This is a genomic window from Rhizobium changzhiense (assembly GCF_013087625.1).
Classification (GTDB): Bacteria; Pseudomonadota; Alphaproteobacteria; order Rhizobiales; family Rhizobiaceae; genus Rhizobium; species Rhizobium sophorae.
In genome coordinates this window covers 129,539-145,544 of sequence record NZ_JABFCQ010000001.1, presented here as the reverse complement: position 1 = coordinate 145,544, position 16,006 = coordinate 129,539, and the positions used below count along the sequence as shown (strand labels likewise).

At 61.0% G+C, this 16,006-nt stretch carries 12 protein-coding genes and 1 riboswitch; of the genes, 9 read left to right on the top strand and 3 right to left on the bottom strand.

Going from position 1 to position 16,006, the window contains the following annotated elements; genetic code table 11:
- The first annotated feature begins 73 nt into the window (after window positions 1-73).
- The 3 genes from pstC to pstB are packed head-to-tail and all read left to right on the top strand — an operon-like array spanning window position 74 to window position 2,714.
- Entirely contained in the window at window positions 74-1,051 is a 978-nt protein-coding gene (gene pstC, locus G9X68_RS00735; RefSeq protein WP_171600884.1) for a phosphate ABC transporter permease subunit PstC, read from the top strand.
- A 2-nt stretch (window positions 1,052-1,053) separates the two neighbouring features.
- A complete protein-coding gene (gene pstA, locus G9X68_RS00730) occupies window positions 1,054-1,911 on the top strand; it encodes a phosphate ABC transporter permease PstA (RefSeq protein ID WP_171600883.1) in 858 nt (285 codons plus the stop codon).
- Window positions 1,908-2,714: a phosphate ABC transporter ATP-binding protein PstB gene (gene pstB, locus G9X68_RS00725; RefSeq protein ID WP_171600882.1), complete on the top strand. Its 807-nt coding sequence runs from the start codon at window positions 1,908-1,910 to the stop codon at window positions 2,712-2,714. Before pstA ends, pstB begins: the two co-directional genes overlap by 4 nt.
- Window positions 2,715-2,809: 95 nt before the next feature.
- Here pstB and G9X68_RS00720 read toward each other — a convergent pair whose 3' ends face one another.
- Together G9X68_RS00720 and G9X68_RS00715 are read right to left on the bottom strand one after the other, a co-directional pair.
- Window positions 2,810-4,054: a cytochrome P450 gene (locus G9X68_RS00720; RefSeq protein WP_171600881.1), complete on the bottom strand. Its 1,245-nt coding sequence runs from the start codon at window positions 4,052-4,054 to the stop codon at window positions 2,810-2,812.
- A gap of 59 nt (window positions 4,055-4,113) precedes the next feature.
- Complete coding sequence (locus G9X68_RS00715; protein WP_171602122.1) at window positions 4,114-5,529, bottom strand: GGDEF domain-containing protein; 1,416 nt, start codon at window positions 5,527-5,529, stop codon at window positions 4,114-4,116.
- A 214-nt stretch (window positions 5,530-5,743) separates the two neighbouring features.
- On the opposite strand from G9X68_RS00715, the gene clpP reads away from it, so the two are divergent.
- The 6 genes from clpP (at window position 5,744) to G9X68_RS00685 (ending at window position 14,822) form a co-directional block, all read left to right on the top strand.
- On the top strand, window positions 5,744-6,373 hold the full coding sequence (gene clpP, locus G9X68_RS00710) for an ATP-dependent Clp endopeptidase proteolytic subunit ClpP (protein WP_003547334.1): 630 nt from the start codon (window positions 5,744-5,746) through the stop codon (window positions 6,371-6,373).
- 303 nt (window positions 6,374-6,676) lie between these two features.
- Window positions 6,677-7,954 carry an ATP-dependent Clp protease ATP-binding subunit ClpX gene (gene clpX / locus G9X68_RS00705; RefSeq protein WP_003547337.1) on the top strand — a complete coding sequence of 426 codons (1,278 nt, stop codon included), beginning with the start codon at window positions 6,677-6,679 and terminating at the stop codon, window positions 7,952-7,954.
- Window positions 7,955-8,358: 404 nt separating this feature from the next.
- A complete protein-coding gene (lon, locus tag G9X68_RS00700; RefSeq protein ID WP_003547341.1) occupies window positions 8,359-10,776 on the top strand; it encodes an endopeptidase La in 2,418 nt (805 codons plus the stop codon).
- A gap of 206 nt (window positions 10,777-10,982) precedes the next feature.
- A complete protein-coding gene (hupB, locus tag G9X68_RS00695; RefSeq protein WP_003558438.1) occupies window positions 10,983-11,258 on the top strand; it encodes a DNA-binding protein HupB in 276 nt (91 codons plus the stop codon).
- A gap of 123 nt (window positions 11,259-11,381) precedes the next feature.
- Window positions 11,382-11,536: riboswitch (FMN riboswitch) on the top strand.
- Between the two features lie 83 nt (window positions 11,537-11,619).
- A complete protein-coding gene (gene ribN / locus G9X68_RS00690) occupies window positions 11,620-12,528 on the top strand; it encodes a riboflavin transporter RibN (protein ID WP_425328632.1) in 909 nt (302 codons plus the stop codon).
- Window positions 12,529-12,623: 95 nt separating this feature from the next.
- Entirely contained in the window at window positions 12,624-14,822 is a 2,199-nt protein-coding gene (locus G9X68_RS00685; protein ID WP_244956082.1) for an esterase-like activity of phytase family protein, read from the top strand.
- A 75-nt stretch (window positions 14,823-14,897) separates the two neighbouring features.
- Here the strand turns inward: G9X68_RS00685 and G9X68_RS00680 are convergent, their stop codons facing one another.
- Window positions 14,898-15,884 (bottom strand): aldo/keto reductase, encoded by a 987-nt coding sequence (locus tag G9X68_RS00680; protein WP_171600878.1) that lies wholly within the window; start codon window positions 15,882-15,884, stop codon window positions 14,898-14,900.
- Between the last annotated feature and the right edge of the window lie 122 nt (window positions 15,885-16,006).

The following is a 16,006-nucleotide window of genomic DNA, read 5'->3' as shown; positions in this document are numbered from 1 at the left end:
TGCGGCCGGGGCGGGAAGCTTGGCTTTCGGCCCCGAATCCTTTGACATCCTCAAAGCAGCAGAGCGGACGGATATGAGCGAAGCAATGGCATCGCTGCCCGCTACAACCGCGGGCGCCAAGCGCCGCGACGGCGCGGCAGGCGATCGTATTTTTTATTGGATAGTTTTGGGCTGCGGCCTGTTTGTTCTGGTCGCACTGTTCGCAGCGGCGTTCTCCATGGTCTGGGACGGGTTTCTCGCGTTCCGGACCTTCGGCTTTGGCTTCCTGACCGGCATGGAATGGGATCCGGTTGCCCAGCGGTTCTCGGGCCTTGTGCCGATTTACGGCACGCTGGTCACCTCGGCGCTCGCCATGATCATCGGCGTTCCCGTGAGCCTCGGTATCGCCGTTTTCATTACCGAAGTTGCGCCGCGCTCCATTCGCGGTCCGATCGGCGGCGCCATCGAGCTTCTCGCCGGTATCCCCTCGATCATCTACGGCATGTGGGGTCTCTTCACGTTTGCTCCCTTCATGTCGGATTACGTTCAGCCGGTGCTGATCGACTGGCTAGGCCCCATCCCGATAATCGGCGCATTGTTCACCGGCGCCCCGCTCGGCATCGGCATGCTGACATCAGGCATCGTGCTGGCGATCATGATCATCCCCTTCGTCTCCTCGGTCATGCGCGACGTCTTCCTGGTCGTCCCGGCACAGCTGAAGGAATCGGCCTATGCGCTTGGTTCGACCCAGTGGGAAGTGGTGCGCGACATCGTCATTCCGCACACCCGCACCGCTGTCGTCGGCGGCATCTTCCTTGGTCTCGGCCGCGCGCTCGGAGAGACCATGGCGGTCACCTTCGTACTCGGCAACACCCATAACATCGCGGCGTCGCTGATGGAGCCCGGCACGTCGATCGCTGCGACGCTCGCCAACGAGTTTGCCGAAGCTTCGGATGATCTCTACAGGTCGTCGCTCTCGGCGCTCGGTCTCATCCTCTTCGTTGTCACCTTCATCGTTCTGGCGGCCGCCAAGCTCATGCTGGTGCGCATGGCAAGACAGAGGGGAGAGTAGTCATGGCCACCCATTCGGGTTCCATTTACCGCCGCCGCCAGATCGGCAGCATGATCGCACTGTCGCTCTGTGGCATCGCGACCGTGGTCGGCCTGGTCTTTCTGGTTTGGATCCTCTGGACGACGCTGATACACGGCCTGTCTGCGCTCAGCCCTAGTCTCGTCACGGAAATGACGCCGCCGCCCGGTGAAGATGGCGGCGGTCTCGCCAACGCCTTCATGGGCAGCCTGCTGATGGTCGTTCTGGCTGTTATCATCGCCACGCCGATTGGCGTGCTGGCCGGCACCTTCCTGTCGGAGTTCAGCCGCGGCAAGAAGATTGGCGAGGCAATCCGCTTCGTCAACGATATCCTGCTTTCGGCGCCGTCGATCATCATCGGCTTGTTTGTCTATGAACTGGTCGTCCGCCCGACGTCACGCTTCTCCGGCTTTGCCGGCGGAATCGCGCTCGCCTTCATCTTCCTGCCGGTCGTGGTGCGCACCACCGATGAGATGTTGCGGCTGGTTCCGGATGTCATGCGTGAGGCAGCACTTTCGCTCGGCATCCCGCGCTGGAAGGTAACGGTCAACGTACTCTACCGCGCCGCTTCCACAGGCATCCTGACCGGTATCCTCCTTGCGATCGCCCGCATTTCGGGCGAAACCGCGCCACTCCTTTTTACGGCTCTGAACAACCAATATTGGAGCTTGGACATGTCGCAGCCGATGGCGAATATTCCCGTCGTCATCTTCCAGTTCGCTATGAGCCCCTATGAGCAATGGCAGAATCTTGCCTGGGCAGGCGCCTTCGTCATGACGGCGATCGTGCTTCTCCTCAGCGTGGGCTCCCGCGCCATCCTCACCCGCAGGAATGCGAAATGATGCTTGAGAACAAAGCCTTCGAACCTCGCCCGGCCCACCCGGTCATAACAGTCGACAAGATGGCGCTGACCGGCGTCAACTTCTACTACGGCGATGCCCACGCGATCCGCGATGTCACCCTGAGCTTTCCGGAACGCCAGGTCTCGGCCCTGATCGGCCCGTCCGGCTGCGGCAAGTCCACGCTGCTGCGTATCCTGAACCGCATCTACATGCTCTACCCGAAGATGCGTGCCACCGGCTCCGTCACGCTCGACGGTCAGAATATCCTTGACCCCGGCTATTCGATGAACGAACTGCGCGCCCGGGTCGGCATGGTCTTCCAGAAGCCGGTGCCGTTCCCGATGTCGATCTACGACAATATCGCCTACGGTATCCGCCACCACGAGCGCCTCTCCAAGGCCGAGATGGACGTCCGCGTCGAGCAGGCGCTACGCTCGGCAGCGCTTTGGGAAGAGGTCAAGGACAAGCTGAAGGGCAGCGGCCTCGGCCTTTCCGGCGGCCAGCAGCAGCGCCTCTGTATCGCACGTGCCGTAGCGCTTCGCCCCGAGGTGCTTCTCCTCGACGAGCCGACCTCCGCCCTCGATCCGATCTCGACTGCGAAGGTGGAAGAGCTGGTCGCCCAGCTGAATACGGATTTCACCATCGTCATCGTCACCCACAACATGCAGCAGGCAAGCCGCATCTCCGACAACACCGCCTTCATGTATCTGGGCGAACTGGTGGAATACGGCCCGACCGCTGAGATTTTCCAGTCGCCGAAGGTCAAGCGCACGGAAGACTACATCACCGGCCGTTACGGTTGATCCGCCAAAGCATGTCGCGCAAAACTGTGCAGCGGTTTTGCTATAACGACACGCGTTGACATAAAAGCTGAAGCGCAACGCGCTTTAGGGGTGGATCACCATTGCAGATCCAGCCGGTCCAGCCCGTGAAAATGGTAGACGTCCTTGACCACAGGTGTCTTTGCCAGCTTCAGGCCGGCAAGCCGCTCGAACAGGATCGGCAGCACGACGTTGAGCTCCAGCCGCGCCAGCGGTGCGCCGATGCAGAAGTGGATGCCGGCGCCGAAGGAGAGATTTGCCGCCTCGTTGCGGTCGGGCTTGAAGGTCAGGGGATCGGTGAATTTCGCCGGGTCGAGATTGGCGGCAGCAAGGATGAGGCTGACCTTGTCGCCGCGCTTGAAGGAGATGCCGTCGATTTCGACGGGCTCCAGAGCCCAGCGCTGGAAAATGTGGACCGGCGCGCAGATACGCAGGGTTTCCTCGACAGTGCGCTCTGTCGTCGCTTCGTCCCGGAAGAGTTCTGCCGGATCGCAGCCGCTGTCGAGAATAGTGCGCACGGAGTTGCCGATCTGATGCACGGTCGCCTCATGCCCGGCATTGAGCAGCACGATCGTCGTAGAAACCAGCTCCTCTTCGGTCAGATACTGGCCCTTGTGTTCGGTATGGATCATGTGGGTGAGCAGGTCGTCGCGTGGGGTCGCACGGCGTTCGGCGATCACCGTCTTGACGTAGTCGGAAAATTCCTTCGCCGCCCGTTCGGCCTCTTCCTCCTGCTCGCGCGTGCGGCCGAACATGTACATGCGGACATAGGCATGCGACCACTCAAGCAGCTGCGGCCCCATCTCCTCGGGAATGCCGATCATGCGGGCGATCATCGTAACCGGGATGATGTCGGCAAAGGCGCAGAGAAGCTCGACCTCTCGCTTCTCCGCAAAGTCGTCGATCAGCCGGTTGGCGAGTTCGGCAAGCTCCGGTTTCATCTTTTCGACATGGCGGGAGACGAAGGCGCGGTTGACGAGGGTGCGCAGCCGCGTGTGCTCTGGCGGTTCCAGTTCGAGCAGGGAATAACGTTCCGAGAGATCGAAACTGGCAAGATGCGGCATCGGCTCGGCAAGGCCGAGCTCTTCGCGGCTGGCGATATGCAGGATCTGCCGGCCGAAACGGCGGTCGCGCAGCAGGCTGTTCACATGGTCGTAACCCGTGAAGAACCACTGCTTCTGCTCACTCCAGTAGAAGGTCGGGCAATGGGCGTGAAGTGCGGCATAGACGGCATTCGGGCTGCCGTAGAAGGCCGGGTTGCGGCTGTCCAGCGAGACATGACGGTTGGCGCGGTCGATCGAGAGAAAGGATGGGATCATCATGCCCCGAGCCTTATCGGATTTGCCGGACCTCGGAAAGATGTGGGGCAAGCGATCCCGGACTACCCGGCCCGTGACAGTGTGCCCATGCGTCGCAGCGCTTCCACCTGGTCGTCGATCGTCGGCACGAGTTCGCCGGCAGTGCTGCTCGGCGTGGCCGGTGCAGGGGCAGCGGCCTCCGCTTCGCCGAAGGTGACCGTGCAGTTGCGGCCGGCGCCCTTCGCCGCATAGAGCGCCCGGTCGGCGGCCGAGATCAGCTTGTCGATATTGGCTTCGATCGAGGAGGCGAGCGCGATGCCGATGCTGACGGTGACCGGAACGATCGCTTCGCCGGTGCTGACGGGAAGACGGCAGAATTCGGTGCGGATCGCTTCGGCGATCGCCTCGGCTTCCGTCTGGTCCGCGACGGCGGCGAATGCGGCGAATTCCTCGCCGCCCATGCGGCCGAAGATGTTGTTCGGAATATACTGGCGGGCCATGCGCGCGAAGGCGGTCAGCACGGCATCGCCGGACTGGTGGCCGAAACGGTCGTTGACGCGCTTGAAATGGTCAAGATCGAAAAGGATCACCGCGACTTGGCGCTGCTCGTTATGAGCACGTTCCTGGATGCCGTCGAAATAGCCGAGCAGGCCGCGGCGGTTGAGCACGCCGGTCAGCGAGTCAGTCAGGGTGAGGGCACGCAGGTGCCGTTCAGAGCGCTCCATGATCAGCCGGCAGGTGAACGCAAAGGCGATGGTCAGCAGGAAGGCGCTGGCCATGGCGGAGGCACCGCCTAGATTGGTCGCCTCGATATCGCTTGGCATCGTCAATGCCATCGTCAGCGCCGAGCCAAAGCACAGGCAGCCCTGGAGGATGAACACACCCATCAGCTTGATGCGGGTACGCTCACGGCGCATGTCGCCGGCGGCCACCGCCATGGCGAGTGCCGTCGCACCCGTCGCCGAAGCAAGGTTGTAGAGCACCACCCGGTTTGAATAATCGCTGTTGACCCAGGGCAGGAAGACACCGGCGAGCCAGATTGCCGGCGGCAGCAGTGCCCACCATTCGATCCGCTTGCGGTCGAGTGCCAGAAAACCAGCCACCCAGGCGCTCTGGCCGAGCAGGGCGATGGCATTGCCCGCCTCTACTGAAAGCACGCTGGGGATTTCGCCGCGCAGCGCGACCATCGCAAAGCCGATGCCGGTCAGCAGGAAGCCCAGGCCCCAATAGAGATAGGCCTCGTTCCTGACGTTGTGGCGCCAGGCGACGAACAGCACCAAAGCGAGCGTCATGGCCTCGGAACACCAGATGGCGAGACCTGTAGCGAAATTGAACACGGCAGCAACCCCTCGTCTGTCCGTTCGCATCCTTGCCGAGGAAGCTCGCCACTTCCTTAATGTCGCTGCGCTGCGGCATTGTTTTAGGCCGATATCTGCCGGTAGGCTTTCCGTCGGGTAAACGTGTATGAGCACAGTCGAATAGAGTAAGCCTTCCTTCATCCTGTCATGGAGAAAAGCCGGGGGAGACCGTACCAAGGGCTCGCCGTTAACAGGCGTTTGGGGGAAAGAGGCTAACAGGAGCCGCCTTGCCCCGCCTTCTTAACGTTATCCTCATGCGTGTCTTGAAGAGGAGGGCCGGGACACTCTATGTAGGGGTAAGACATTTTTCTTTGATTCCCGGCGCCGGCCGGCGAGACGTTGACAAAGGACGCACATGAGAAACCCAGTCGATACCGCAATGGCCCTCGTTCCGATGGTCGTGGAACAGACCAACCGCGGTGAACGCTCCTACGACATCTATTCCCGCCTGTTGAAGGAACGCATCATCTTCCTGACAGGTGCTGTCGAGGACCACATGGCGACGCTCGTCTGCGCCCAGCTCCTCTTCCTCGAGGCCGAAAACCCGAAAAAGGAAATCGCCCTCTACATCAATTCGCCCGGTGGCGTCGTCACCGCCGGCATGGCGATCTACGATACGATGCAGTTCATCAAGCCCGCGGTTTCGACGCTCTGCATCGGCCAGGCCGCATCCATGGGCTCGCTGCTTCTCGCGGCCGGCCACAAGGACATGCGCTTTGCCACGCCGAATTCCCGCATCATGGTGCATCAGCCCTCGGGCGGCTTCCAGGGTCAGGCTTCAGACATCGAGCGTCATGCCCGCGACATCCTCAAGATGAAGCGTCGCCTGAACGAGGTCTATGTCAAGCACACCGGCCGCACCTACGAGGAAGTTGAAAAGACGCTCGATCGTGACCATTTCATGGATGCGGACGAAGCGCAGAGCTGGGGCGTGATCGACAAGGTTCTGACGTCGCGCCTCGAAATGGAAGGCGAACAGGCCTAGTAATTAATAGGGATGGTGTTTTCCTCGCCACAGTTCTATCCCATTTGTGATTGAACAAGGGCTTTCATACGGCGACGAAGACGCTAATAGTAGCTATTAATGCTATGTTGAATTTTTATGACATAGCATTCGGCATTCGAAGGGGAGTTCGTTGCCGCCGGGACCAGGACATGATTGATTGGCCCCGGTTGGTACCCCCTGAAGCCCTTCTCGGCAAAGGCTCCGGAAACGGAGTGCCGCCAGGAGCTGATAGAGTGGACCGCGATTTCGCCTTGAAATGCGGCGTGCTGGAAGGAAAGTGATATGAGCAAGGTCAGCGGCAGCAACGGCGGCGACTCCAAGAACACGCTTTATTGTTCGTTCTGCGGAAAGAGCCAGCACGAAGTCCGGAAACTGATTGCCGGACCGACCGTCTTCATCTGCGATGAATGCGTCGAATTGTGCATGGACATCATCCGAGAGGAGAACAAGTCCTCGATGGTCAAGTCCCGCGACGGCGTTCCGACGCCCCAGGACATCATCAAGGTCCTCGACGAATATGTCATCGGCCAGCGGCAGGCGAAGAAGATCCTGTCGGTTGCCGTTCACAACCACTACAAGCGCCTGGCGCACGCCTCCAAGAACGGCGAAGTCGAGCTGGCGAAGTCGAACATCATGCTCGTCGGCCCGACCGGCTGCGGCAAGACCTATCTTGCCCAGACGCTCGCCCGCATCATCGACGTTCCCTTCACCATGGCCGATGCGACGACGCTGACCGAGGCCGGTTATGTCGGCGAGGATGTCGAAAACATCATCCTGAAGCTGCTGCAGTCGGCTGACTACAATGTCGAGCGTGCGCAGCGCGGCATCGTCTACATCGACGAAGTCGACAAGATTTCGCGCAAGTCCGACAACCCGTCGATCACCCGCGACGTCTCGGGCGAGGGCGTGCAGCAGGCGCTGCTGAAGATCATGGAAGGCACGGTCGCTTCCGTTCCGCCGCAGGGCGGTCGCAAGCACCCGCAGCAGGAATTCCTGCAGGTCGACACGACGAACATCCTGTTCATCTGCGGCGGCGCTTTTGCCGGCCTCGACAAGATCATCTCTGCCCGTGGCGAGAAGACCTCGATCGGCTTCGGCGCCTCTGTCAAGTCGCAGGATGACCGCCGCGTCGGCGAGGTTCTGCGCGAACTGGAGCCGGAAGATTTGGTCAAGTTCGGCCTCATCCCCGAGTTCATCGGCCGTCTGCCGGTTCTGGCGACGCTCGAGGACCTCGATGAGGACGCGCTGATCCAGATCCTGTCCGAGCCGAAGAACGCGCTGATCAAGCAGTATCAGCGGCTGTTCGAGATGGAAGACGTGGAACTGAACTTCCACGAGGACGCTCTACGCGAAATCGCCCGCAAGGCGATCGTGCGCAAGACCGGCGCCCGTGGCCTTCGGTCGATCATGGAGAAGATCCTGCTCGACACGATGTTCGAACTGCCGACGCTGGAAGGCGTGCGCGAGGTCGTCATCTCCGAGGAAGTGGTGCGCGGTTCGGCCCGTCCGCTTTACATCTATGCCGATCGCCAGGAAGAAAAAGCCAACGCTTCGGCGTGATCTTTACGGCTTTCGCGTGATTATTTTGGGGGCTTGCCATAGGCGGGCCCCTTTCTATTTGAAAAACCATGCGAGGCCCTGTTAGTATTTACCCGTGGGAACCGAAATTGCCTTTGCCGATGTTGCGCAAAGGGTCGTGCTTGGCAATGATGCAATAATTCCGTAAGCCTCTTGCTGGCGTTTGTATTTTAGCCGGGTCGGAAGTGGTAAGCGCCGGTCCAGCCACGCGCTTCATAGTGTTGGCGTTCCGTTGTAATAAAGCTGTCACATCCGAGGGACGCGGGCGTTTGCGTGGCTTGAAAAGCGTAGTCAGAACCTCCACTTGTAGCAACAAGTGAGAGTGCCGGCCGGTCCCAAGCGGCCGTGCAGAGAGCCCGGCAACGGGACGATGGAAAGGACATAAAATGACGAAGAAAACGTCTGTAGCGAGCAGCACTGCCTACCCTGTTCTGCCCCTGCGCGACATCGTGGTTTTCCCGCATATGATCGTGCCGCTGTTCGTCGGACGGGAAAAGTCGATCCGTGCGCTCGAAGAGGTCATGGGTTCCGACAAGCAGATCATGCTGGTGACGCAGATCAACGCCAGCGATGACGATCCGGATCCTTCCGCGATCCACAATGTCGGCACCGTGGCGAACGTGCTGCAGCTCTTGAAGCTGCCCGACGGCACCGTGAAGGTTCTGGTCGAAGGCCGCGCCCGCGCCGAGATCGACACCTATACCAGCCGCGAGGATTTCTATGAGGCGCTCGGCCATGTGCTCGAGGAGCCGCACGATGATCCGGTCGAACTGGAAGCCTTGTCGCGTTCGGTCGTCTCCGAATTCGAGAGCTACGTAAAGCTCAACAAGAAGATTTCGCCCGAAGTGGTCGGCGCCGCCAGCCAGATCGACGACTATTCCAAGCTCGCCGATACGGTCGCCTCGCATCTGTCGATCAAGATCACTGAGAAGCAGGAGATGCTGGAGACCACCAGCGTCAAGCAGCGCCTCGAAAAGGCCCTTGGCTTCATGGAAGGCGAGATCTCGGTGCTGCAGGTCGAAAAGCGCATCCGCTCGCGCGTCAAGCGCCAGATGGAAAAGACCCAGCGCGAATACTACCTCAATGAACAGATGAAGGCGATCCAGAAGGAACTCGGTGACGGCGAGGAAGGCCGCGACGAGATGAGCGAACTGGAAGAGCGCATCTCCAAGACCAAGCTGTCCAAGGAGGCCCGTGAAAAGGCCGATGCGGAGCTGAAGAAGCTGCGCCAGATGAGCCCGATGTCGGCGGAAGCCACCGTCGTGCGCAACTATCTGGACTGGCTGCTCGGCATCCCCTGGGGCAAGAAGTCGAAGATCAAGGCCGATCTCAACAATGCCGAAAAGATCCTCGAAGCCGATCACTTCGGTCTCGACAAGGTCAAGGAGCGTATCGTCGAATATCTGGCCGTGCAGGCCCGTGCCACCAAGATCAAGGGCCCGATCCTCTGCCTCGTCGGTCCTCCGGGTGTCGGCAAGACCTCGCTCGCCCAGTCGATCGCCAAGGCGACCGGCCGCGAGTATGTCCGCATGGCGCTTGGCGGCGTTCGTGACGAAGCCGAAATCCGCGGTCACCGCCGCACCTACATTGGCTCGATGCCCGGCAAGGTCATCCAGTCGATGAAGAAGGCGAAGAAGTCCAACCCGCTCTTCCTGCTCGACGAGATCGACAAGCTCGGCCAGGACTATCGCGGCGATCCGTCCTCGGCCCTGCTCGAAGTCCTCGATCCGGCCCAGAACATGACCTTCATGGACCACTATCTGGAAGTCGAATACGACCTGTCGGATGTGATGTTCATCACGACGGCAAATACGCTGAACATTCCAGCGCCTCTGATGGACCGCATGGAGATCATCCGTATCGCCGGCTACACCGAGGATGAAAAGCGCGAAATCGCCAAGCGGCACCTGCTGCCGAAGGCCATCAAGGAACATGCGTTGCAGCCGGAAGAATTCTCGGTCAGCGACGACGCCCTGATGGCGATCAGCCAGCAGTACACCCGCGAAGCCGGCGTCCGCAACTTCGAACGCGAATTGATGAAACTCGCCCGCAAGGCGGTCACCGAGATCATCAAGGGCAAGACGAAGGCCGTTCACGTGACGGCCGCCAACATCTCCGACTATCTGGGCGTCCCGCGCTTCCGCCATGGCGAAGCCGAGGGCGAGGATCAGGTCGGCGTTGTGACCGGTCTTGCCTGGACGGAAGTCGGTGGCGAGCTGCTGACCATCGAAGGTGTGATGATGCCGGGCAAGGGCCGCATGACGGTCACCGGTAATCTGAAGGAAGTCATGAAGGAATCGATCTCGGCAGCGGCCTCCTATGTCCGCTCGCGCGCCGTCGATTTCGGTATCGAGCCGCCGCGCTTCGACAAGAGCGATATCCACGTGCACGTGCCGGAAGGTGCGACGCCGAAGGATGGCCCTTCGGCCGGCGTTGCCATGGCAACCGCGATCGTCTCGATCATGACCGGTATCCCGGTGGACAGGCATGTGGCCATGACCGGTGAAATCACCCTTCGCGGTCGTGTGCTGCCGATCGGCGGTCTCAAGGAAAAGCTGCTCGCAGCGCTTCGCGGCGGCATCAAGAAGGTGCTGATTCCGGAGGAAAACGCCAAGGACCTGGCGGAGATTCCTGACAACGTGAAGAACAATATGGAGATCATCCCGGTATCCCGCATGGGCGAGGTGATCAAGCACGCACTGATCCGGCGGCCGGAGCCGATCGAATGGGACGGTACGGTGGAAACGCCGGTCATCACATCGGTCGAAGGCCTCGACGAGACAGGCGCAACCATAGCGCATTGAGTGGCCTTTGCCACATTTATGCCCAATTGGCGCAAAACACGGAAAAAGGCTGGCGGAAACGTCAGCCTTTTTTGTGAAAACGTCATGTAGACGCTTGCTTTTCCTTGATTTGCAGGGCTTTTGGGTTTTCGGCGGGCCTGATGAAACCTATTCTGCGCCTAGCTTACTTTTGAGTCGTTTCATACCATTTAGAAAGGGGTGGAAACATGAACAAGAATGAACTCGTGTCCGCAGTAGCCGAAAAGGCAGGACTGACGAAGTCTGACGCGGCTTCCGCTGTTGACGCGGTTTTTGACGTTGTCCAGGCTGAACTCAAGAACAAGGGCGACATCCGCCTCGCGGGTTTCGGCAGCTTCACCGTTTCTCATCGTGCCGCAACGAAGGGCCGTAACCCGTCGACGGGCGCTGAAGTCGACATTCCGGCTCGCAACGTGCCGAAATTCACGCCCGGCAAGGGCCTGAAGGACGCCGTCAACGGCTGATCTGAGATTATCCACCAGCCGGAAACGAGACCGGTTGTGCAGGATTTGGGAGGGGTTCGGCTTTGCCGGACCCCTTTTGCGTTTGGCAGGTATTGCCGCAGCGCGGGCTTTGATCTACGACATTTCTGTTCTCAGGGCGGGGCGAAACTCCCCACCGGCGGTAAGGGTTTCGGCCTGAGCCCGCGAGCGCCTCCTTCCGCGCCCATGCGGAGGAAGGGTCAGCAGATCCGGTGCAATTCCGGAGCCGACGGTTAAAGTCCGGATGGAAGAGAATGAGTGTCGGCCATGCGAAGGGCAGGGGTTGCCCTGTGTCGCTTGGTCGGGGTTCATACGTCCTGATTTATGTTGGTCCCTGTTCTGGATGAAAGACATGAATCAGACTTCCCTTGCAGTCTCGCCGTCCCGTGCCGTTGTCGGTGCACTCTGGATGGTCCTTGCCGGCATTGCTTTTTCGCTTCTCAACGTCGTCACCCAATGGCTGACGATGAAGCTTGCCTTCCCCTCGGCCTCGGCAGCCTTCTGGCAATATGGTTTCGCCTTCCTGTTTTCTCTGCCGTTCCTGAAGAGGCTCGGCCTTGCGGCGATGCGGACGCGCTATCCCTGGCGTCACCTCGCGCGCGTCGTGCTTGCCGCGCTTGGCGTCGAGGCTTGGGTCGCCGGCCTTGCCACAGTGCCGATCTGGCAGGCGATCGCACTGGTGATGACCTCGCCCTTCTTCATCATTCTGGGCGCCCGGCTTTTCCTCGGTGAGCGCGTCGGCCCGGCCCGCTGGGCTGCGACGGCGGCGGGCTTCACCGGGGCGATGATCATCCTGCAGCCATGGTCGGACGGCTTTGGTTGGGCGGCTCTCTTGCCTGTGCTTTCGGCGCTGCTGTGGGGCGCCTCGTCGCTGATCACCAAGAGCCTGACAGGGATCGAACGGCCGGAGACGATCACCGTCTGGCTGCTCGTTCTGCTGACGCCGATAAATGGCGGGCTGGCGCTTGCGGCAGGCTTTGCAGTGCCGACGGGCGCAACCCTTGCCCTGTTCCTGCTGGCGGGGCTGCTGACTGCCGTAGCGCAGTATTTCCTGACGCTTGCCTATGCCGCAGCGGATGCCGCCTACGTCCAGCCGTTTGACGATCTGAAGCTGCCGTTGAACGTGCTGGCCGGTTGGCTGTTCTTCGGTTATGCGCCGGCGGGCTACCTCTGGCTGGGAGCTGCTCTCATCCTGTCTGCTTCGCTGTTCATCATGCGAAACGAGATGCGCCGGGAGCGGAAACTCGCCTGACATGATCTGACGCAAAATGCCGCATCTGTCATGCCTTTGTCATGCCGCTCCCGCAGAAAACTCATGTTTCGAATGTTCGACACATGGGGGATTTCATGACAATTTCATCGCGCAAGGCAGCGCTTGCTGCCGTGCTTCTCGCATCCGTTGCTTTTCCGGCCGCGGCCGAGCCGGTTTTCAACCGCATCGCGTCCTTCCCGGTCGCAGAGAACCTGCCTGTTGACAAGGACAAGCTTTCGGTGAGCTCCGCCGAAATCATCACCGCGACCGACGACGGCAACACGCTGATCTATAGCGACAGCCCGCTCGGCGCGATCGGCTTTATCGACATTACCGATGCCAAGGCCCCCAAGGCCGGTGGCGCGCTGATGATGGACGGCGAGCCGACCTCGGTCACCTCGAGCGCCGGCAAGGCGCTCGTTGCCGTCAACACCTCCGAAAGCAAGGCCAAGCCCTCGGGCCGCCTCGCGATCGTCGACGTGGCGACCAAGAAGATCGAAAACACGTGCGATCTCGGCGGCCAGCCGGATTCGATCGCCCTCAACAAGGACAGGACGCTCGGCACCATCGCAATCGAAAACGAGCGCGACGAAGACGTCAATGACGGCAAGATCCCGCAGATGCCGGCCGGCGACCTCGTCGTCTTCCAGCTCAAGAACGGCACTGTCGATTGCGGCACCATCAAGCACGTGGCGCTGACCGGGCTTGCCGGCGTCGCCCCGGAGGATCCGGAGCCGGAATTCGTCGCCTTCAACAGCCTGAACGAGATTGCCCTGACGCTGCAGGAAAATAACGAGATCGTCATCATCGACGCCAACACGGCTGAAGTGAAGACGCATTTCTCCGCCGGCAGCGTCGATCTCACCGGTATCGACACCAAGCGTGACGGCGCCCTGAAATTCTCAGGCGAAGCCAAAGGCGTGCTGCGCGAACCGGACGCCGTGAAGTGGCTGGACGACAACCGCCTCGTCGTCGCCAATGAAGGCGACTACCAGGGCGGCTCGCGCGGCTTCACCATCTTCGACAAGACGGGCAAGCTTCTCTACGAATCGGGCGCATCCTTCGAACGCGCCGTCGCCCATATCGGCCACTATCCGGAAAGCCGCTCTGGATCGAAGGGCGTCGAGCCCGAAGGCCTCGAAGCCGCCAAGTTCGGCGATGAGCAATATTTCTTCCTGCTCGCCGAGCGCGCCTCGGTCGTCGGCGTCTATAAGGATACCGGCGCCGATCCCGAACTCGTCCAGCTGCTTCCATCAGGCATTTCGCCGGAAGGCGCGATCGCCATTCCCGCCCGCAATCTTCTTGCGACCGCCAACGAGCTCGATCTCGGCAAGGACGGCGGCGCGCGTTCGCATGTGATGATCTACGAGCGCTCGGAAGGCGAGAAGGCCTATCCGCAGATCGTCTCCGCCGAAAAGGACGGCAATCCGATCGGCTTCGCAGCCCTTTCGGGTCTCGCTGCCGTTCCGGGCAAGCCGGGCATGCTCTACGCCGTCAGCGACAGCGTTCTGGGCTCGCAGCCGACGATCTACACGATCGACGCCAGCAAGAAGCCGGCCGTCGTCACCGACGCCCTCGTCGTCAAGCGTGACGGCGCCCCGGCCCAGAAGCTCGACATCGAAGGCATTGCGGCTGCCGCCGACGGCTCCTTCTGGCTCGCCTCGGAAGGCTATAGCGAGCGTCTCGTTCCGCACGCGCTCTACAACGTCAATGCCAAGGGCGACATCAAGGCTGAGATCGCCCTGCCGAAGGAGCTCGTCGCCAACGAAATCCGCTACGGCTTCGAAGGCGTGACCATTGTCGGCACCGGCGACGACACCACGCTCTGGATGGCGGTCCAGCGCGAGTGGGGCGACGACGAGAAGGGCTTCGTCAAGCTCGTCTCCTACAATCCGAAGAAGAAGGAATGGGGTGCCGTTCGCTATCCGCTCGACAAGACGGAAAGCGGCTGGGTCGGTCTGTCGGAAATCTCTGCCCAGGGCGACAGCGTCTACATCATCGAGCGTGACAACCTCGTCGGCGATGCGGCTAGGCTGAAGAAGCTCTACAAGGTCGCGATTTCGGAGCTGAAGCCCGCCAAGCTCGGGGCCGAGCTGCCGGTCGTCAAGAAAACCGAAGCCCATGACTTCCTCGGTGAGCTCAAGACCGCGACCCATGGCTATGTCCTGGACAAGCTCGAAGGCTTCACCTTCGACGCATCGGGCAAACCTTACGCAGTCACCGACAATGACGGCGTCAGCGATTCCTCCGGCGAGACCCTGTTCTTCCCGGTCGACCTGGTCGGCACGAACTGAGCTTCTGACGGTTCCACCACATGAAAATGGCCGGGCGAAAACCCGGCCATTTTTTCGTTTCGGAGTATTGGATGCCTACCAGCGCTGATGCACATGCGGCGCGATCAGCCGCTCGTAGATCTCGCGCGTTGCCGACATGACATCGGCCGAAAGCGGCGCAAGGTCGGCGGCGGCCGCGTTGGCCTTGGCCTGCTCGGGATTGCGGGCGCCGGGGATGACGACGGTGACGGCATCGCTCATCAGGATCCAGCGGAGCGCGAAGGCGGCCATGGTCGCGCCTTCGGGCACCAGCTTGCGCACCTCTTCCACCGCCTGCAGGCCGACCTCGAAGGGAACGCCGGCAAAGGTCTCGCCGACATCGAAGGCTTCGCCGTTGCGGTTGAAATTGCGGTGGTCGTCGCTGGCAAAATGTGTGTCTCGGGTGATCTTGCCGGAGAGAAGACCGCTGGCGAGCGGCACGCGGGCGATGATCGCCACATTCCTGCGGCGCGCTTCCTGGAAGAACAGGTGATCGGGGCGCTGACGGAAGATGTTGTAGATGATCTGGATGCTGACGACGCCGGGATATTCGATCGCCTTCAGGCCGTCCTCGACCTTTTCGACGCTGACGCCGTAGCCTTTGATCTTGCCGGCCTTCTGCAGTTCGCTCAGGCCCTCGAAGACCTCGGGCTGGTAAAGCACGTCGCGCGGCGGGCAATGGAGCTGCACGAGGTCGAGGCTGTCGACGGCAAGATTCGTGAGGCTGCGGTCGATGAAGCCTTCAAGATTAGCCTTGGTATAGCCTTCCGCGACATGCGGGTTGAGGCGGCGGCCCGCCTTGGTGGCGACCATCGGCCGTTCGCCGCTGCGCGTCTTCAGCACGTCGGCGATGATCTTTTCCGAGCGGCCGTCGCCATAGACGTCAGCCGTATCGATGAAGGTCATGCCGGCATCGAGGGCGGCATTCAGTGCCGCGCGTCCGTCCGCCTCGCTGATATCGCCCCAGGAGCCGCCAATCTGCCAGGCGCCGAAGCCGACATTGGTGACGGTGAAGGGCATGCGGCCAAAAGCATGGTGTTTCATGAAAATCCTTCCTACTGCATGTCGCCCGGAAGTGTGCGGGGACAACGACATGCATAAAAACAAAGAGCCAAAGCGCGTCGCATGATTCAAGCAAGATGCGACGCGCTGATGAAAGACACTGG